The organism is Collinsella sp. AM42-18AC, assembly GCF_003467965.1.
Classification (GTDB): Bacteria; Actinomycetota; Coriobacteriia; order Coriobacteriales; family Coriobacteriaceae; genus Collinsella.
Window position 1 is genome coordinate 1 of record NZ_QSFY01000018.1, and the last position, 18,537, is coordinate 18,537.

Consider the following 18,537-nt stretch of genomic DNA (forward strand, 5'->3'; position numbering starts at 1 on the left):
ATATATGGCGGCAGGCACCCGCCCCGCCCCCGAGGGCATCTCTCAAGCAAAAACTGTCGTTCGGTAAAGTCCGAGGTCAGTGGCGTTTTATAACGAGAAATTCAAAAAAGTTGAAAATCCATTACAAATTTGCGTTGACTTTAGGTAACTAAAGTTTCATACTCCTTTTCAACCACTGGGGGATGTGAACACGCACGGATCGTTCACATCATGATTGAAGAGGATTTCTTAGACATGTTCACGCATCAGCTAAACATTATCAGCGTAGTAATTATCTGATGCGGGTTAGCACATACAGCTAGCCCGTACGATAACGGGCGGCTGATGAAGATGAGGGCCGTCGAGCGCAACCGACGGCCCTCATTTTTTATGTCTAGGAAGTTCTTTTTAGAGGAGGAAATGTAATGAACGGAGTTTTGCTCATGGTTGTGGCCGCGGCGGTGCTCGCCTGTGGCTATCTGGGCTACGGCCGCTGGCTGGCCAACAAGTGGGGCGTTGACAAAGAGGCCCTCACGCCGGCCAAGCGCATGAAGGACGGCAAGAGCTTCTCGCCCGTCTCCGCCTTTACCGCGTTCTCGCACCAGTTCAGCTCGATCTGCGGTGCTGGCCCTGTCACGGGTACGATCGTCGCCATGGCCTTTGGCTGGCTGCCCGTCGTGCTCTGGGTCCTCGTCGGCGGCATCTTCTTTGGCGCCGTCCACGACTTTGGTGCTCTGTACGCTTCGATGAAGAACAACGGCAAGTCCCTGGCCCAGCTCATCGAGAAATACATCGGCAAGACCGGCCGTCGCCTGTTCCTGCTGTTCTGCTGGCTGTTCTGCATCATCGTCATCGCCGCTTTCACCGACATGGTCTGCAAGACGTTCATGTTCACCTCGGTCGTTGACGCTTCTGGCGCTGCCACCGGTGCTATCGACTTCACCAAGTCCTATGCCGCCGGCTGCGCTGGTACCATCTCCATCCTGTTCACCTTCGTCGCTATCGCCTTTGGTTGGGCCCAGAAGAAGTTCAACCTCACCGGCGCTGCCGAGTTTGTCACTGGCGTGGTGCTCATGGTTCTCATGTTTGCCGTCGGCATGCAGTTCCCGGTCTACCTGGACAAGTTCCAGTGGTTCGCCGTTGTCATGGTCTACCTGGTCTTTGCTGGCGCCATGCCCATCCAGATGCTCAAGACCCCTCGCGACTACCTCACTTCCATCATGATGATCGTCATGATCGCCTGCGCTGTCCTCGGTATCGTCGTCCTGGGTGTTAACGGCCAGGCCACCATCACCGCTCCGGCCTTTACCGGCTTCTCCAGCGCTTCTGGCATGATGTTCCCGGTCCTGTTTGTTTCCGTTGCCTGCGGTGCCCTCTCCGGCTTCCACAGCCTCGTTTCTTCTGGTACCTCCTCCAAGCAGGTCGAGAAGGAGCAGGACGCCGTCAAGGTCGGTTATGGCGCCATGATCGTCGAGTCCTTCGTCGGCATCCTTGCCATCATCGTCGCCGGCATCATGTTCTCCGATATGAACACCGCCGGCACTGGTGCCCTCAACGCCGGCGTCGCTTCCACCCCGTTCCAGATCTTCGCCGCTGGTATCTCCCGCGGTATGCAGGCCTTCGGTGTTGACGGCACGCTCGCTACCGTCTTCATGACTATGAACGTCTCCGCTCTGGCCCTGACCTCGCTCGACGCCGTCGCCCGCATCGCCCGCACCTCGTTCTCCGAGTTCTTTGCCCAGACCAACGATGCTCTGGCCATCGAGTCCAAGGCCGGCTATATGAAGGTCCTCGGCAACCCCTGGTTCGCCACGGTCGTTACCCTGCTTCCCGGTCTCGCCCTCGCTTTTGGTGGCTATGCCAACATCTGGCCGCTCTTTGGTGCTTCCAACCAGCTGCTCGGCGGTATGACCATGATCACCCTCGCCGTGTTCTGCAAGTGCACCGGTCGCAAGGGCTGGATGCTCTACGTGCCCGTCGCCTTCCTGCTCTGCTGCACCTTCACCTCGCTGGTCCAGAGCGCCATGGGCTGCATGACCGCCGTCCAGGCCTACGGTTTCTTCGGTACCATCCCGGCTACCGCCACCACGGCCGCCGTCTCCGTCGCCGCCACCAAGGGCCTGCAGCTCGTCTTTGCCGTCCTGCTGATGGTCCTGGGCCTCATCGTCGCCGTCAACTGCCTCAAGGAGTTCTTCGGCAAGGAGGCTGGCTCCATGCCTGATGAGGAGCCCGAGTGGTCCGAGATGGGCAAGGCCGAGTACGGTCGCGCCGCTGCCGCTGAAGCTCCTGCCGACGCCGAGGCCGCTAAGGCCTAGTCGGTCGGACGGGTTGAATCTCCCGTCTATTTGACTCGGAAAGACCGGGTCCGCAATCAAGCGGACCCGGTCTTTTTTCTTGTGAGAACAGGTGGTGCAAGGGCGTTCTCGCAGATGTTTTGCGTGGATAGGCTCGTGCGTTGTACCATATGGACGTATATGTGTGCATATGAAAGGGGCCCCGTGGCCAAGACGGTATATTCCGATAATCAAAACAATGTCGATGCCCTGGCTGAGCGTCTGAGCAGCCAGACGTCGCTTTCTGCCGAGCGCGCCAAGCTGGTTGCCTACGACCTGCTCTGCCGCAAGGCGCTCAAGATTAAGTCGAGCGCGCTGGCGCAGATTTTCCGCTCCGTCGATAAGGAGTGCGACACCAAGGCGATGCGCGATGAGCTTATCGCGGCAAATATCGTGACCAAGATCGAGGGTAGTGGCATTAACGGGCGCCCGGCGTTCTATACCATCAATGCCGAGATCCGCGATGCCCAGGAGCAACCTGCCGAGTCCGTCGAAGATTTTGTCGTCGAGGATTCCGCTGACGTGCCTGCTGTGGAAGAAGTTGCTCCGCGTGAGCATGTCGATACCGATGAGTTGCTCGATGAGAACGTTGTGCGTGCCTTTACGGCCAAGGCAGGACGCGGCGGTTTTGGCGGGGGAGGCAAGCGCGATGCACAGCGCCGCGCCCAGCAGGAGCGCTTCCGTCGCGCCGTTGCTCGAAAGGGTGAGACGGATGCCGAGGCTGTTGAGACCGAGGTTGCTGCCGAGTCGCAGAAGCCCGCGAAGGAGCAAAAGCCCGTGGAGGCCCAAGAGCCCAAGCGCCGCCGCGGTGCTCACTTTAAGGCTGCACAGCAGGGTGCCGCGCGTGAGGTCGAAGAGTCTTCTGAGGTTGCAGACGATGTTGAGGAGTCTGCCAAGAAGGCTCCGGGTTCGTGTCGTCCCGGCCGCGGTTTTGCGGGACGCGCGTATCCCGTAAAGCGTCAGGAGAAGGGCGAGTCGGTTTCGACCACCCAGGACGAGAAGGCCGTTGAGCCGGCGGCTCGCGAGCAAAAGCCTGTTGAGCCGCAGCTTGAGGCTGATGCCGAGGCCAAGGGCCAGCAGCCTACTGATGAGCAGACGGAGCGGGGCGCGTCGAGCAAGCCTCGCCGCCGTCGCCATCGTGGGGGCCGCAGTTCCCATGCCGAGACTGCAGCCGAGAGGACCACGCCGCAGGACGAGGATGCGAAGGCCGAGGTTTCTTCGGGGCAGCCTAAGCGCCAGCCGGCGAAGGAGAGCAAGTCCGATCGTCCGCAGAAGCAGGCGTCTATGCCGAAGCGCGAGCGCAATTCCCAAGGCGATTCTAAACGCAAGTCTCAGAAGAAGCCGGAGTCTTCCGCAGCAGGTACTGCTGCCCAGCAGCCCAAGTCGGCCGTTCGCGGTGAGGTATCGGCGTTCGCCCTTGCCCGCGTTTTAGGCAGGCAGCTGCTCAAGGTTGTCCCTACGCCTACGGCGCTCTCTAAGATCAAGGAGCAGCAGACACAGATCGTAAAGGTCGAGGGCAAGGACGGCAAAAAGGCTCCGCAGCGCACTCAGCACAACGAGATGTCCAACCGCAAGATTGCCGAGGAAATCGCAATCATCCAGGCTTGGATCGAGCAGAACCGAGGTGCCGATACGCCGGTTGCCTCGCGCCGCCAGCGTGCCTACCAGATCTTTAACGACGAGAAGGCTTTTGACGGCAAGCACGGTGAGCGCCTGATAAGGCGCATGACCGAAAAGGGCATCAGCATGCAGGCGATCAAGGTCGCCCCCAATCGCCCCGTGCACTTTACGGGCTTCTTTACGCTGGGCGCCGACAAGCCGTTCATTATGGTCGAAAACCTGGACACCTACGACGAGATCGTCAAGCTGCTGCGTGGCCGCAAGCACGCCAAGCTCTTTGGCATCAAGGTGGGCGGCGTGATTTTTGGCGGCGGATGCAAGGCGAGCGTCTCGCATGCCCTGGACGATTATCTGGCCGAGATTGGCTATCGCTTTAACTACGTCTACTACGTGGGCGATATCGACCGCGAGGGCGCGCGCATCGTCGAGCAGGCTCGCAATGCCAATGTGGTTGAGATTCGCCTGCATGCTGGCATGTACCGCGCCATGCTCGCCGAGCACAAGCGTCGCGTGAAGGCCGGCGGAGAGTGCGAGCCCGCGGCTGCCAACCAGGGCGTGCCGCAGAACTTGGCGGCGACGATCAAGGATCTGCCCATGGTCACGCGTGTGCAGTTCCGCAACGTGCTACGTGAAGGCGGGCGCATTCCGCAGGAGATTCTGATGACCGCTGACTATCGGGATGGCGACTCGGGAAGCTTCGACCGCATGCTAAACAACTAAATTCCGCTCTCCCGGGGCCTGTCGTGGCTTGGCCGTTGCATGCGGCTCGCTTTTCGGAACGGGGCTGACGGACACGTTCCGAAATCTACCACCGTCGCTGTGCAGGGTGTCTATAAAGAGCCGTGGCCAAAAAACATCAAATATGAGTACTGATACTCTTTTAGTAGCAGTAATTTTGACCACATTTAAGGTGATTTGACGTGTCGATCGAGCAGATAAGCTGCCGTATCTCCTCAAGTGTTCATTAAAGGAAGACCTTGATGCGAATAAATCTCATTAAGATCTTCTTTTATTAACGAAAATAATGTAGCTACAACGGTGACAGTACTCATATTTGCCGTTTTTTGGCCACAGTCCTTCGGAGGGTCCTCGAAAATAGTCCCGAGCCGGCACTTGGGGACGTTCCTATAATGCCGGCACTTAGGAGCGTCCCCAAGTGCCGACACCGCGTCTGCCTGCGGCGGCCGCGCCCCGCTGCATCGCTCCGCACCCTTGCGGGTTCGAATCCCTCCGCTTGGCGGCGTTGGCTCGATTTGCTTGACGTGAGGGGCTCTTGGCTGGTGTGGGACGGAGGGATTCCGCGTCCGCCTGGTCGGCGGCCGCGCCCCGCTGCGTCGCTTCGCTCCTTGCGTGCTGCGCTGGAAAACGCTTCGCGTTTCCTCAGCTCCGCACCCTTGCGGGTTCGAATTCCTCCGCTTGCCCACAAGAAAGCGCCCTGGGCCGTTATGGGCTTAGGGCGCTCAGTTTTAATGGCTGGGACGGAGGGATTCGAACCCCCAACAGCCGGCACCAAAAACCGGAGTTCTACCGTTGAACTACGTCCCAATGTGTGGTGTTGCCCAAAAGCAACTCGTCTAGTTTACCTAATCTGCGAGGGCATCGCAAACGCCGTCGAGTAGACGTACGGCGAGCGTCTGCGCGTCGCTGGCCGTGAAGGTGCCGTTGTAGCGCGTCATGCCCGTGAGCTCAATGCGAATGCGAGCCGGCTTCTGCTGCGCGGCGACATTGGCGGTGCGGATGCGCTGGGCCAGGTTGTGGCACTCGGCGAGGGCAATCGTGGCGCGTGGCGCGGCGTCGGCGGGCAGCTCGTCGCTTGCGATCTCGAGCACCAGGTCAACGTCGGTTGGGACCTCGGAGTCGCAGAGCATCATGCCGCTGTTGTCGGTCGTTGCCGTGGCGATGTTCCACATGCGCGAAGCAACGCTGCGTGCGATGGGGTCCTCGCCGATAACGGCGATCTGGAAGCGCTCGAGCACGTTGGCGGCGCGAGCAAAACCGATGCGGGACTCGGCTTCGGTGACCGAGGGCTTGCCCTCCCACACATGGTGCAGGCGGTTGATGTAGGCGTAGGTGTCCTGGAAGGCCATGCCGTCGGCAAACAGGCCGACATTTTCCTGGAACTGCTGCAGGGCGGCCTCGGTATGCGGACCAAAGTAGCCGTCGTCTTCGCCACAGGCAAAGCCCAAAACGTTGAGAGCGCGCTGCAGGGCCTGCACATCGGCGCCATGGAAATTGGGCATGCGCAGATACAGGGTGCGGTCGCCCAGCTTATACGAGGCGTCGACCAGGGCGCTCCAACAGGGGATATCGACGGCATGACCGGCAGCAAGGCCGCTGTCGAGCCTGAAGGTGCTGACGGCCTGCTCGGTGGTGGTGCCAAAGCGCTTGTCGACAACCTCGGCGTCATCGATTGTATAGCCGAGCTGCAGAAGGCGGGACTGGACGTCCTCGACGGCTGCTCCCTGCATGCCCGTGGTAATAGGTTCCATGAACGAACCCCTTTCGGCGTACCATTCGTACTATTTTGAGCGTGTGTCGGATAGACAACGCGAGACAATTTATAAACATGCACTCAATAGTGTAGCAACTTGTACCCAAACTCGCTGCCCACAGGTTTTATGACCCCCGCTAGTTAAGACGCTCCACAAAGAAATCTGCCATTGAGAGGAAGAGCTCGCGCGCATGCGGGTCGAGCTCGACGCCTTCGATAGCGGCCTTGGCCTTAGCGGTCAGGTCGAGCGCATAGGTGTGGGCGTAATCGATGGAGCCGGTCTCCTGGAAGATCTCCACGGCGCGTGCGAGCTGCGCAGGGTCCTCGGTGCCCGAGGAAAGGATTGCCTCGATCTCGTCGTGATAGCGCTCGTCTGACAGGGCATGCACGGCAACGAGGGTGCGCTTGCCCTCGGTGATATCGGTGCGGAAGTCCTTGTTGGCGGCCTCCTTGGTGCCGATCAAGTTGAGCAGGTCGTCTTGAATCTGGAAGGCAAGGCCCGTGTGCAGCCCAAAGGCGCGCAGTGCCTCAATCTGCTCTTCGCTGCCGCCGCCGATAATGGCTCCGGCGGCAAGCGGCGTCGCTCCGCTGTAGTACGCGGTCTTGTGCGTCGCCATGTCCAGATAATCGTCGACCGAAATGTCAAAGCGCTCGTCGCGGACCCAGCCCAGGTCGAGCGCTTGGCCCTCGATGGTACGGACGATCATCTCGGTAAGCTCGTGGAGCACGTGAAGCTTCACGTCTGCGTTGAGTGTGGGGTCGTCGAGAACCGTCTTGGTGACCATGGTGAGCGCCAGGTCACCGCAGTTGATGGCAAGACCGGTGCCCTCGGTAAGGTGCATGCAGGGCTTGCCGCGACGAATCTGCCCGTTGTCGGCGATGTCGTCGTGGATGAGTGCGCCCGACTGAAAGTGCTCGATGGCCGCCGCTGCGCTGCGGGCGCTCTCAAAGCTGCCGCCTACCGCAGTGGCGGCGAGCATGCAGATGAGCGGGCGGTGGCGCTTGCCAGCGTTTGCCGTAAATGCCGAGAGCGGGGTATACAGGTAGCGCTCGATATCGGCGGAAGTCGCCTGTCCGTCAAAGAACGTGGCCAGATAGTCGTTAATCTGGTCAAAGTGCTGGGCTAAAAAGCTGGTAAACGGACTGGACACGGGTTCTCGCATTCTTTGATAGGTTGCATCGTTGCATTATGCAGACAACATATTGCCACATTAGGGCGTCGAGCGCGGCGGTTGAAGACGATTGGTCCATGCGGCCGCAAGTGCGGTAGGGGCTTGGCTAGATAAGCCCAAAGTGTTCGAGCGCGGTGACGACGCCGTCGTGGTCGATGCTGTCGGTGACATAGTCGGCCTTTTCCTTGAGGAAGTCCGGCGCATTGCCCATGGCGATACCGACATCGACGGCGTTCATCAGCGAGACGTCATTGCTGGCGTCGCCGATGCCGTATACGGTTCCGTGGTGGGGATCGAGGGCGTCGAGTACGGACTGGATACCCTCGCGCTTGGTGCATTCGCGAGGCGAAATCTCGGTCACTTCGAGCTCGAGCTCGTTAAAGCAGAGCAGCGGCTCAAACGCTTGATCCTGAGCGATGCGGTTGGCAAGCGACGTGGACATTAAGATCTTGTAGGCGCTGTAATGTTGCAGCTGCGTAATTGCATCGCCCACGGTGCGGGCGTATCCCGGAGCGTCGGGCGCATCGGCACTCATGCGAACGACGCCATTGAGTCCCTCAAAACGAATCACTTCGTCCGATTGCTCAAGAATGGGAGCAAGGCGCTGCAGCATGCCGGGCGTCATCGCCAAATCGCGAATCACGTGTCCCTCAAGTTCGACATAGCCACCCGCGAGGCAGACGATGCCGGTCCAGGGCAGCTCGAGCAGCTTTGGATGGATGCAGCTCAGTGTGCGCCCTGTGCAGATAAACGCCATATTGCCCTTGGCGACAAAATCACGGATGGCTTGCGAGACCGCTTCATTGGGATAGGGGGAGAGGTCTCGCTCGCTCTCGGGAAGCTCTTGTGCCACTCGAGGGTCTTGCCAGGCGAGTGTTCCGTCGATATCGAAGAAGCAGATATCGCCGCGCTTATGGGCTGCGCTGGCGGCAGGGGAGGCCGAGGTGGTGGACACAAATCCCGGCTCGAGGCCCATGATCTGGTCAAAATGCTCTTTAACGCGGGGAACGGAGATGCCAATAATCACCTGGGCGGTCTTGCCCGTAATGATGAGGCCCTTGGCGCCCACCGCGACAAACGACGCATTATCTGCAACGATGGAAGGGTCTGCGACCTCGACGCGCAGGCGCGTGGCGCAGTTGGTTGCGCCCACGATATTGCCAACGCCACCCAAAAGCTGAATTACCCGCTCAGCGAGGACGTGATCTTGATCGGATTGAATACTGACCTCGCCATTGGGAGATTGCTCTTTGGCAAAGCCGCTTCCCGTTAAACGATCGATTGCCGCGCGATTGGAGACATGATCCTCGCGGCCCGGCGTCTTAAGGTCATAGACCAAGATGAGTGCTCGAAAACTAACAAAAAAGATGAGGCTAAAGGTAAGACCGATACCGAGCGCCAAAAGGTAGGAGCCGGCATGCATTCGCATGAGTGGGATGAAGTTGAAGGCCGTCATTTCCATGAGACCGCCCGAGAAGATGCCGACGATGCCAAAGAAGTTCATGGTCATGGCAAGGCAGGAGGACAGGACGGCGTAGAGCAAAAAGAGTCCGGGATAGGTGAACATAAAGAGAAACTCGAGCGGCTCGGTGACGCCGCAGACCACCGAGGCGACGATGGCGGGCAAAAGGATGACCTTAAGGCCGGCGCGGCGTTCGGGTTTGGCGGTGAAATAGAATGCTGCCGCGATGGCGGGAAGGCCAAAGAGCTTGCCCCAGCCGGTGGCGGTAAAACCTGCCCAGGGCGCAAGTTCATTTAAAGGGCGCGTGCTATGGGAGAGAATGGGGAGCAGGTTGGTCCACGTGGCGTAAATACCGTCGTGAATGACCAGATTGTCGTAATAGATGGGCATATAGAGCAGATGGTGCAGCCCCATGGGCTCGAGCGCTCGCTCCAAAAACACAAAGATGCCCACGCCGAAGGGGCCGACGCCCGCAAGTGCGTGGCGCAGCGTTTCGGTCACAGCGTATGCGAAGGGCACGATGGCGGCCGAGATGGCGGCAAGGGCAAACACGGCAAAAAAGCTGATGAGGTAGACGAGCGAGGAACCCGAGAACGTGCCGAGCCAATCGGGAACCTTGGCATCGTAGAAGCGGTCATGGATGGCAACGACGGTTGCCGACACCGCCAGCGGGCCGATAATGCCGGTGTCGAGCGTCTTGATACCGTCGATGACGGTGATGCCGCTGGCGGGGGTTAAAGACGACGGGTACTTAAGTCCAAGGTTGTCGCCGCTCAGCTTAATGATCTCGCTCAAAAAGAAACAGTAGGCAAAATAGGCTACGAGCGCCTCGAGGCAGCAGCGTGCCGGTTGCTTTTGGGCAAGGCCGATGGGCAGCGCTACGGCAAAAAGGAGTGGAAGGCGCTTAAAGACCGTCCACGAGCCGCGCTGAATGATAGTCCAGAAAACGTACCAGGGGGTTCCGTATACGGCGAGGTCGCCGACGATATCCACGGTCGTTGCGAGGGCGGAGATGCCGACCATGAGGCCTGATATAGAAAACAGCATGGCGGGCGCGAACATGGCTCCGCCAAAACGTTGGATTTTCTGCAGCATAATATGCCTTTCGGATGCAACATGCTGTGCGAGCAAGAACGTTTAAACAATGAACTCATTGTAGAGGACTGGCTGCTTGCCGCATTGACGGTTTTGATTCGGTCCGATTTGGGTTTCGGGGGAACCGTCGACGGTAAATAATCCGTGCTTTACCGATAATCGGTTTAAACAACTTTAAGAAATGCTATCGTGCCTAGCCATACATATTCATTAGAGGTGAAATCATGCCAAAAGCGATTTACGAAGGAATCTACCGCGAGATCCGTTCGCGCATCATCAACGGGACCTATGCGTTTCAGGAGATGCTGCCAACCGAAGCCGAGCTGACCGCGGAGTTTGGCTGCACGCGCAATACCGTTCGACGCGCCTTGAGCATGCTGGCCGACCAGATGTTTGTGCAGCCTATACACGGCAAGGGCGTGCGCGTTATTTGGCTTAAGGGCGAAACCGATATGCTGGGCGCACTCGAAGAGGTTGAGTCGTTTGGCGAGTTCGCAAAACGCAACAATGCCGTCGCATCGACCGAGGTCAAGTCTTTTGAACATTTGATTTGCACTGAGCAACTCTCTCGTCGCCTGGGCTTTAAGGTGGGCGAGGAGCTGATTCGCGTCGTGCGTGTCCGAAGCCTCAACGGCAGCGCGCGCCAAGTGGACCACGGCTACTTTTTGGCGTCGATCGCCAAGGGCCTGACCCCCGAGATCGCGGCGGATTCTATCTACGGCTATCTGGAGCACAAGCGCGGCATCAAAGTGATGGCGAGCCGCCGTACGGTGAGTGTCGAGCTCGCCAACGATGAGGACTGCAGCTATCTGGACCTTGGCAAGTACAACTGCGTCGCCGTTATGGAGAGCCAGTCGTACACCTCGGACGGCATCTTGTTCGAGGTCACGCATGCCCGCACACACCCCGAGATCTTCCATTACCGCGTCAATTCCAAGCGATAGCCGGCTAGCTCGCAGCCTGACGAGACTCATGCCCTCAAAGCGAAAACGCCCGGTCAAACCGACGATGCATCGGCTTGATCGGGCGTTTTCTCTGCATTCGATAACAAATAATTGTTTATACAAAACTTGTCAAGTATCAAGTCGAAATTACCGTTCACCGAAGTTTTTCTACCGCTCTAGTAATACTTGTTCAAACAACTAGCCAAATAGCGTATTGTACAAGTCAGCAAAAGGGGCAAAGTCCCCGAGCCAATCTCCGAAGGCGGCGGCAAAGGGTGCCGCCACGGTGTGAAAGGGTGGATTGTAATGAAGAACGAAATGAGCAGAAGGCAGTTCCTGGGCTTTGCTGGTTCCGCGGCTGCGGTTCTTGGTCTGGGCCTCGTGGGCTGCGGTGGTTCTGCCGGCTCTGGCTCCTCTGCTTCTGGTGACGCTGCCGAGGTCTACTTCCTCCAGTTCAAGCCCGAGGTCGACAAGGAGTGGAAGGAGATCGCCAAGGCGTACAAGAAGGAGAAGGGCGTCGAGGTCAAGATCGTGACCGCCGCCTCCAACACCTACGAGGAGAAGCTCAAGTCCGAGATGTCCAAGAGCTCCGCTCCGACGCTGTTCCAGGTCAACGGCCCCACCGGCCTTAAGAACTGGAAGGACTACTGCGCCGATCTTTCCGACACCAAGCTCCGCGGTGAGCTCATCGACGACTCCCTGGCGCTGCAGTCCGACGGCAAGGATCTGGGTATCGACTGGGTTCAGGAGAGCTACGGCATCATCTACAACAAGGAGCTCCTCGAGAAGGCCGGCTACAAGGCCGAGGACATCAACTCCTTCGACAAGCTGAAGGCTTGCGCCGATGACATCCAGGCCCGCAAGGACGAGCTCGGCGTTGACGGTGCCTTCACTTCCGCCGGCATGGATGACTCCTCCAGCTGGCGCTACACCACGCACCTCGCCAACCTCCCGCTCTACTACGAGTTCGAGAAGGAGCACAATCAGGAGGACGACGAGATCAAGGGCGAGTATCTCGACAACTTTAAGCAGATCTTCGACCTGTATATCACCGACTCCACCTGCGATCCTTCGCAGCTCGCCTCCAAGACCGGTGACGACGCCACCAACGAGTTCGCAACCGGCAAGGCCGTCTTCTACCAGAACGGCTCTTGGGCCTACGCCGACCTCACCAAGGCCGGTATGACCGACGACCAGCTCGGCATGCTGCCGATCTACATCGGCGTCGACGGCGAGGAGAACCAGGGCCTGTGCTCCGGCGGCGAGAACTACTGGTGCGTCAGCTCCCAGGCTTCCGAGGATGCCCAGAAGGCCACCGAGGACTTCATGTATTGGTGCGTCACTTCTGACACCGCCACCAGCATCATCGCTGACAAGATGGGTCTGACCGCCCCGTTCAAGAGCGCTAAGGAGACCACCAACGTCTTCTCGCAGCAGGCCGTTGCTATGGCCAAGGACGGCAAGAAGACCGTCGCTTGGGACTTCGTTTACATCCCCTCCGAGGAGTGGAAGAAGAACCTCAAGCAGGCTCTCATCGCTTATGCTGCCGACAACACCAAGTGGGACGGCGTCAAGAACGCCTTCGTCGATGGCTGGAAGACCGAGAAGGCTGCTTCCGAGTAAGCAGTTGCTGCCCAAGCTATCTGATTAGCGACAGGGGGCGGGCAGACGTAGGTTTGCCCGCCCCCTGCATATTGAAAGGACCCTTCTATGGGCAAAGCACTCAAGCGCTGGTGGCCGCTCTTTATGCTGCCCACGTGCCTGGCGTTTATGATCGGGTTCGTGATTCCCTTTATCCAGGGTTTCTATCTCTCGTTCTGCCAGTTTATTACCATCAATAACGCGCACTTTGTCGGTATCGAGAACTACGTGCGCGCGCTGTCCGATCCGCAGTTCTCCACGTCGTTCTTCTTTACCGTGGCGTTTGCCTTCCTGTCGACGGTGCTCATCAACGTGATCGCGCTGGCCATCGCGCAGGCGCTCACCCGCAAAGCGCTCAAGGGCACCAACATCTTCCGTACGATCTTCTTTATGCCTAACCTGATCGGCGGCATCGTGCTGGGCTACATTTGGCAGATTCTGATCAACTGCCTGCTCTCCAACGTGGGCGCCCAGCTCATCGCCCTTAACTCTGCTGCTGGCTTCTGGGGCCTTATCATCCTGACCCTGTGGCAGCAGGTCGGCTACATGATGATCATCTACATCGCCGGTCTGCAGTCCATCCCGTCTGACTACATCGAGGCCGCCAAGGTCGATGGCGCTACGGCATGGCAGACGTTTTGGAAGGTTAAGATCCCCAACCTGATGCCGACCATCACCATCTGCCTGTTCCTGTCCATCACCAACGGCTTTAAGCTGTTCGACCAGAACCTCGCCCTTACCGGTGGCGCCCCGGCGCACTCCACCGAGATGCTCGCCCTGAACATCTACAACACGTTCTATTCGCGTGCTGGCATCGCATGGCAGGGCATCGGTCAGGCCAAGGCAGTTATCTTCTGCATCCTGGTTGTCGCTATTTCTATGATCCAGCTTAAGGCCACGAGGTCCAAGGAGGTGCAGCAGTAATGAAACGCGATAAGGCTATCAACCGCGCGCTCTCGATCTTCTTTACGATTCTGTCGCTCGCATGGATCTACCCCGTGTTCATGATTGCGCTCAATTCCTTTAAGAAAGCGACCGCAATCAGCACCACCACGGCGTTCGATCTGCTCACGCCCGAGACGTTCAACGGCCTCGCAAACTACGTGCACGCTCTGAACGAGCAGGGCTTTGCCTCGGCGTTTATGTACTCGCTCATCATCACGGTCACGTCGGTCGTGCTGATTCTGGTGTGCTGCTCCATGTGCGCTTGGTACGTGGTGCGCGTCAACAGCAAGATCTCGAACTTCTTCTATTACCTGTTCGTCTTCTCGATGGTCGTACCGTTCCAGATGCTCATGTTCACGCTGTCCAACCTCGCGGACCGCATCGGCTTTAACACGCCGTTTAACATCTGCTTCATCTACCTTGGTTTTGGCGCGGGCCTCGCGGTCTTTATGTTCGCCGGCTTCGTCAAGAACATCCCGCTCGAGATTGAGGAAGCGGCCATGATCGACGGCTGCAACCCGGTCCAGGTGTTCTTTAAGATCGTCCTTCCCATTATGAAGCCCACCTATCTTTCGGTCGGCATCCTTGAGACCATGTGGGTCTGGAACGACTATCTGCTGCCCTACCTTACGCTCGACTCCACCAAGTACAAGACCATTCCTATCTTGATCCAGTACTTCCGTGGCGGCTATGGCCACGTCGAGCTCGGCCCCATGATGGCATGCATCATGATGGTCGTCATCCCCATCGTCATCATGTACATCTTCTGCCAGAAGTACATCATTGACGGCGTTGTGGCAGGTGCCGTCAAGGGCTGATGCCGTAACTGTTTTGCAAGTTTTGGCGGCGCCTCTCAGCGCGGCGCCGCGTATCGAAAGGTAAAGACATGGCCGAGATCGTTCTCAAACATGTTCAGAAGGTGTATCCCAACAACGAGTCAAAAAAGAAGGGCTTCTTTGGCAAAAAGAAGAAAACCGAGGAGAAGAAGCACAACCTCAAGGTTACCGAGGACGGTGTGCTCGCTGTAGAGGACTTCAACCTCACCGTTCACGACCAGGAGTTCATCGTCCTCGTTGGCCCTTCTGGCTGCGGTAAGTCCACGACGATGCGCATGGTCGCCGGCCTGGAGGATATCACCTCGGGCGACGTGCTCATCGACGGCAAGCGCGTCAACGACGTCGCTCCCAAGGACCGCGACATCGCCATGGTGTTCCAGAGCTATGCTCTGTACCCCAATATGACGGTGTACGAGAACATGGCGTTTACGCTCGAGCTCAAGAAGGTCCCCAAGGACGAGATCGACCGCAAGGTTCGCTCCGCTGCCGAGATCCTGGGTATTACCGAGTATCTTGACCGTAAGCCCAAGGCACTCTCCGGCGGCCAGCGTCAGCGTGTCGCCATCGGCCGCGCCATCGTACGTGACCCCAAGGTCTTTCTGATGGACGAGCCCCTGTCCAACCTGGATGCTAAGCTTCGTAACCAGATGCGCGCCGAGCTCATTAAGCTGCGTCATGAGATCAAGGGCACGTTCATTTATGTTACTCACGACCAGACCGAGGCTATGACCCTCGGTGACCGTATCGTGGTCATGAAGGATGGCGTCGTCCAGCAGATCGCCACCCCGCAGGAGGTCTTCAACCATCCCGCGAACATCTTCGTCGCCGGCTTTATCGGCGTGCCGCAGATGAACTTCTTCGATGCCCAGCTGGTGCGCTCGGGCAACGGCTTTACCGTCAAGACCGAGGATATGAACGTGGCGCTCGCCCCCGAGACCTGCGCTCAGCTTGCTCTCAACTGGGACGGCGGCGACGTGAAGGAGATCACGGCCGGCGTGCGTCCCGAGCAGATTCTGCTTGCCGACAAGGGCGAGGAGGGTGCGCTCCAGGGCACCGTCGAGGTGACCGAGCTCATGGGCTCGACCGAGCATGTCCACGTGACCGCTCCCGACGGCCAGTTTGTCCTGATTATCCCCGTCGTCGACCTCGAGGCCAAGGGCGCGCTCAAGGCTGGCGACCCCATCTGGTTCAAGTTCGAGAAGAACGCGACTCATCTCTTCGATAAGGTGTCTGGCAAGAACCTTATCTAGGCCCGGTGCATCCAGGCCCTCCCTTTGGGCGACTGCGGCTTTGCCATCCTTTTGCCGCGGTCACATATAAGGCTCCCCTCCCGTCCACTGGGCGAGAGGGGAGCCTTTCTTTGTGTTGGGACTGTCTGACCGGTCGTTTGTCTCGATCTGTAACGGATAGGGCCGATTTCGGACGTTAGATGTTACAGATCGAGGCGGTTCCGCTGAGCTAACCATTTCATCTAAATCTGTAACACCAAAGGCGAATTTCACCTGCTAGATGTTACAGATTGAGATAAACCCAAGGGGAGGGGCCGGTATGTCTCAATCTGTAACAGCTGGGACCGTTTTGGTTGAGTAGTTGTTATGGATCGAGATTGTTTGGCCGAGTCGGATCACAGGGTAACGTGCGGGCACAAAAAACGGAGCCGCGTTGCCGTGGCTCCGTTTTCAAGAGGATGGGCGATGAAACCGAATTAGCTCAGGTGCCAGATCTCGTCGTTGTACTGGGAGATCGTACGGTCGGACGAGAAGGTGCCGGCGTTGGCGATATTGATGAGCGCCTTGCGCATCCAGGCGTCCTGGTCCTCGTAGTCGGCCAGCACGCGCTCCTTGGTCTGGATGTACTCCTCAATGTCGAGCAGGGCCATAAACCAGTCCTTGCCCTTAATGTCGTCGTGCAGGCGCTGCAGGCGCTCGGCGTTGCCGGTTGCCATAAAGGCCGGGTTGGTGATGAAGTCCACCAGCAGTTTAATGCCGGGCTTGCGGTAGAGCGCACCGGCGTTGTAGGTGCCGTCGGCGTAGAGCTGCTCGACCAGTTTGGACGAGGCACCAAAGGTATAGATGTTCTCGTCGCCCACGAGCTCGGCAATCTCCACGTTGGCACCGTCGAGCGTGCACAGGGTTAGGGCGCCGTTGAGCATGAACTTCATGTTGGAGGTGCCGCTCGCCTCCTTGGAGGCCAGGCTGATCTGCTCGGAGATGTCAGCGGCGGGAATCACGCGCTCGGCGGCGGTGACGTTGTAGTTCTCGATCATGACAACCTGCAGGTAAGGAGCCACGTCGGGGTCGTTTGCAATCCACTGCGACAGCGTCAGGATCAGATGGATGATGTCCTGCGCGATGGTGTAGGCAGGCGCCGCCTTGCCGCCAAAGATGATGGTGACGGGGTGCTTAGGTCTGTTGCCGTTCTTGATATCGAGGTACTTCCAGATGATGTAGAGCGCGAGCATCTGCTGGCGCTTGTACTCGTGGATGCGCTTGACCTGGACGTCGATGATGGCGTTGGAGGGAATGGTCACGCCCTGCTCGAGCGCCATGAACTGGCGCATGATGGCCTTGGCCTCGACCTTGGTGGCGGCCAGGCGCTCAAGAACATCCTTGTCGTCGGCGAACTTGGCGAGTTTGCTCAGATCGCCGGTGCTGCGCCAGTCGGTGCCGATTACATCGTCGAGCAGGCTGGCGAGCGCGGGGTTGGCCCCATGGATCCAGCGGCGGAAGGTGATGCCGTTGGTCTTGTTGGAGAACTTCTCGGGATAGATCTCGTAGAACGGATGAAGCTCGGTGTCCTCCAGGATCTTGGTGTGGAGGGCGGCTACGCCGTTGATGGAGAAGCCAAAGTGGATGTCCATGTGGGCCATGTGGACGGTGTCGTATTCGTCGATGATGGCGACGCGCGGGTCATCGTGCTCGGCCTTCGCGATCTCATCGAGCTTGACGATAATGTCGGCGATGGCAGGGGAGACCTTCTGCAGGCTGACGAGCGGCCACTTCTCGAGTGCCTCGGCAAGGATCGTGTGGTTAGTGTAGGCGACCATGGAGCGTACGATGGTCACGGCCTCGTCAAACTCGATGCCATGCTCGGTGGTGAGCAAGCGAATGAGCTCGGGGATGACCATGGTGGGGTGCGTGTCGTTAATTTGGACCACGGCGTAGTCGGCCAGATCGTGCAGGTTGCTGCCGCGCTCGATGGCCTCGTCGATCAGGAGCTGGGCGGCGTTGCTCACCATGAAGTATTCCTGGTAGATGCGAAGCAGGCGGCCCTGCTCGTCGGAATCGTCGGGGTAGAGGAACAAGGTGAGGTTCTTGGCGATCTCGGTCTTGTCGAAGTCGATGGAGCTGCCGGGGACCAGGCCGTCGTCGACGCTCGTCAGGTCGAACAAGCGCAGACGGTTCTTGGTGGGCTGGCCGTAACCGGGCACGTCGATGTTGACGAGCTTGGAGGTAACGGCAAAATCGCCGAACTCGACGGTGTAGGAGCGGTCGTCGTCGACTAGGATGTCCTGCTCACCGAGCCACTCGTCGGGGACGGCCTTCTGCTGGTTGTCGACAAAGCGTTGACGGAACAGGCCGTAGTGATAGTTGAGGCCCACGCCATCGCCGGTCAAGCCCAGCGTGGCGATGGAATCCAGGAAGCACGCGGCCAGGCGGCCCAGGCCGCCGTTGCCGAGCGACGGCTCGACCTCGAACTCCTCGATCTTGTTGAGGTCGTGGCCTGCGGCGGTGAGCTGGTCCTTAACCTCGTCGTAGATGCCGAGGTCGATCATGTTGTTGATGAGCAGCTTGCCGATCAAAAATTCGGCGGAAATGTAATAGAGCTTTTTCTTGCCGTTGTTGAGCGGGCAGGCGGCAGAGCGCTCCTGCACGAGCTTGACCAGCAGTTTGTAAATGCGGCGGTCATCGAGTTGCTCGAGCGAAGTTCCAAAGGACTGCTCGGCAAGATCCGCGAGATTGATGCGGGGCATGTTTCCTCCTGTGGTGAGTTGACTACATGTCAGAAATTCAAAAGAA

The 18,537-nt window shown here is 58.6% G+C and carries 11 protein-coding genes and 1 tRNA gene; 7 read left to right on the forward strand and 5 right to left on the reverse strand.

Annotated elements, in window-relative coordinates:
* Positions 1 to 404 precede the first annotated feature (404 nt).
* Together DW913_RS09075 and DW913_RS09080 are read left to right on the forward strand one after the other, a co-directional pair.
* Complete coding sequence (locus DW913_RS09075; RefSeq protein WP_117770527.1) at positions 405 to 2,294, forward strand: carbon starvation protein A; 1,890 nt, start codon at positions 405 to 407, stop codon at positions 2,292 to 2,294.
* A 183-nt stretch (positions 2,295 to 2,477) separates the two neighbouring features.
* Positions 2,478 to 4,652, forward strand: a complete 2,175-nt coding sequence (locus DW913_RS09080) for a hypothetical protein (protein ID WP_158566231.1) — start codon at positions 2,478 to 2,480, stop codon at positions 4,650 to 4,652.
* Between the two features lie 750 nt (positions 4,653 to 5,402).
* Here DW913_RS09080 and DW913_RS09085 read toward each other — a convergent pair.
* The 4 genes from DW913_RS09085 to DW913_RS09100 all read right to left on the reverse strand — a co-directional run bounded on the left by DW913_RS09085 (position 5,403) and on the right by DW913_RS09100 (position 10,152).
* Positions 5,403 to 5,477 (reverse strand) — tRNA-Gln (locus DW913_RS09085).
* Between the two features lie 38 nt (positions 5,478 to 5,515).
* A complete protein-coding gene (locus tag DW913_RS09090) occupies positions 5,516 to 6,421 on the reverse strand; it encodes a peptidoglycan-binding protein (protein ID WP_187361857.1) in 906 nt (301 codons plus the stop codon).
* A gap of 139 nt (positions 6,422 to 6,560) precedes the next feature.
* On the reverse strand, positions 6,561 to 7,574 hold the full coding sequence (locus DW913_RS09095) for a polyprenyl synthetase family protein (protein WP_117638175.1): 1,014 nt from the start codon (positions 7,572 to 7,574) through the stop codon (positions 6,561 to 6,563).
* Between the two features lie 127 nt (positions 7,575 to 7,701).
* The gene (locus DW913_RS09100) at positions 7,702 to 10,152 is read right to left on the reverse strand and encodes a PTS transporter subunit EIIC (protein WP_117798297.1); all 2,451 of its coding nucleotides are present in this window, start codon (positions 10,150 to 10,152) and stop codon (positions 7,702 to 7,704) included.
* 224 nt (positions 10,153 to 10,376) lie between these two features.
* Here DW913_RS09100 and DW913_RS09105 point away from each other — a divergent pair, with 224 nt between their 5' ends.
* The 5 genes from DW913_RS09105 (at position 10,377) to DW913_RS09125 (ending at position 15,768) form a co-directional block, all read left to right on the forward strand.
* Positions 10,377 to 11,096, forward strand: a complete 720-nt coding sequence (locus DW913_RS09105; protein WP_117638177.1) for a GntR family transcriptional regulator — start codon at positions 10,377 to 10,379, stop codon at positions 11,094 to 11,096.
* A 306-nt stretch (positions 11,097 to 11,402) separates the two neighbouring features.
* Complete coding sequence (locus DW913_RS09110; RefSeq protein WP_055252173.1) at positions 11,403 to 12,719, forward strand: ABC transporter substrate-binding protein; 1,317 nt, start codon at positions 11,403 to 11,405, stop codon at positions 12,717 to 12,719.
* An 87-nt stretch (positions 12,720 to 12,806) separates the two neighbouring features.
* The gene (locus tag DW913_RS09115; RefSeq protein ID WP_055252174.1) at positions 12,807 to 13,661 is read left to right on the forward strand and encodes a carbohydrate ABC transporter permease; all 855 of its coding nucleotides are present in this window, start codon (positions 12,807 to 12,809) and stop codon (positions 13,659 to 13,661) included.
* On the forward strand, positions 13,661 to 14,500 hold the full coding sequence (locus DW913_RS09120) for a carbohydrate ABC transporter permease (RefSeq protein WP_117584245.1): 840 nt from the start codon (positions 13,661 to 13,663) through the stop codon (positions 14,498 to 14,500). The genes DW913_RS09115 and DW913_RS09120 overlap by 1 nt, the downstream gene beginning before the upstream one ends.
* Before the next feature lie 68 nt (positions 14,501 to 14,568).
* Entirely contained in the window at positions 14,569 to 15,768 is a 1,200-nt protein-coding gene (locus DW913_RS09125) for an ABC transporter ATP-binding protein (protein ID WP_117640835.1), read from the forward strand.
* Between the two features lie 455 nt (positions 15,769 to 16,223).
* Here DW913_RS09125 and glgP read toward each other — a convergent pair whose 3' ends face one another.
* Entirely contained in the window at positions 16,224 to 18,491 is a 2,268-nt protein-coding gene (glgP, locus tag DW913_RS09130) for a glycogen/starch/alpha-glucan family phosphorylase (RefSeq protein WP_117798298.1), read from the reverse strand.
* Positions 18,492 to 18,537: the final 46 nt, after the last annotated feature.

Excerpts from the sequence above, each read along its gene's own strand:
- DW913_RS09075 (WP_117770527.1), top strand. The coding sequence starts at position 405 with ATGAACGGAGTTTTGCTCATGGTTGTGGCCGCGGCGGTGCTCGCCTGT.
- DW913_RS09090 (WP_187361857.1), bottom strand. The coding sequence starts at position 6,421 with ATGGAACCTATTACCACGGGCATGCAGGGAGCAGCCGTCGAGGACGTC.
- DW913_RS09100 (WP_117798297.1), bottom strand. The coding sequence starts at position 10,152 with ATGCTGCAGAAAATCCAACGTTTTGGCGGAGCCATGTTCGCGCCCGCC.
- DW913_RS09105 (WP_117638177.1), top strand. The coding sequence starts at position 10,377 with ATGCCAAAAGCGATTTACGAAGGAATCTACCGCGAGATCCGTTCGCGC.
- DW913_RS09110 (WP_055252173.1), top strand. The coding sequence starts at position 11,403 with ATGAAGAACGAAATGAGCAGAAGGCAGTTCCTGGGCTTTGCTGGTTCC.
- DW913_RS09115 (WP_055252174.1), top strand. The coding sequence starts at position 12,807 with ATGGGCAAAGCACTCAAGCGCTGGTGGCCGCTCTTTATGCTGCCCACG.
- DW913_RS09120 (WP_117584245.1), top strand. The coding sequence starts at position 13,661 with ATGAAACGCGATAAGGCTATCAACCGCGCGCTCTCGATCTTCTTTACG.
- DW913_RS09125 (WP_117640835.1), top strand. The coding sequence starts at position 14,569 with ATGGCCGAGATCGTTCTCAAACATGTTCAGAAGGTGTATCCCAACAAC.
- glgP (WP_117798298.1), bottom strand. The coding sequence starts at position 18,491 with ATGCCCCGCATCAATCTCGCGGATCTTGCCGAGCAGTCCTTTGGAACT.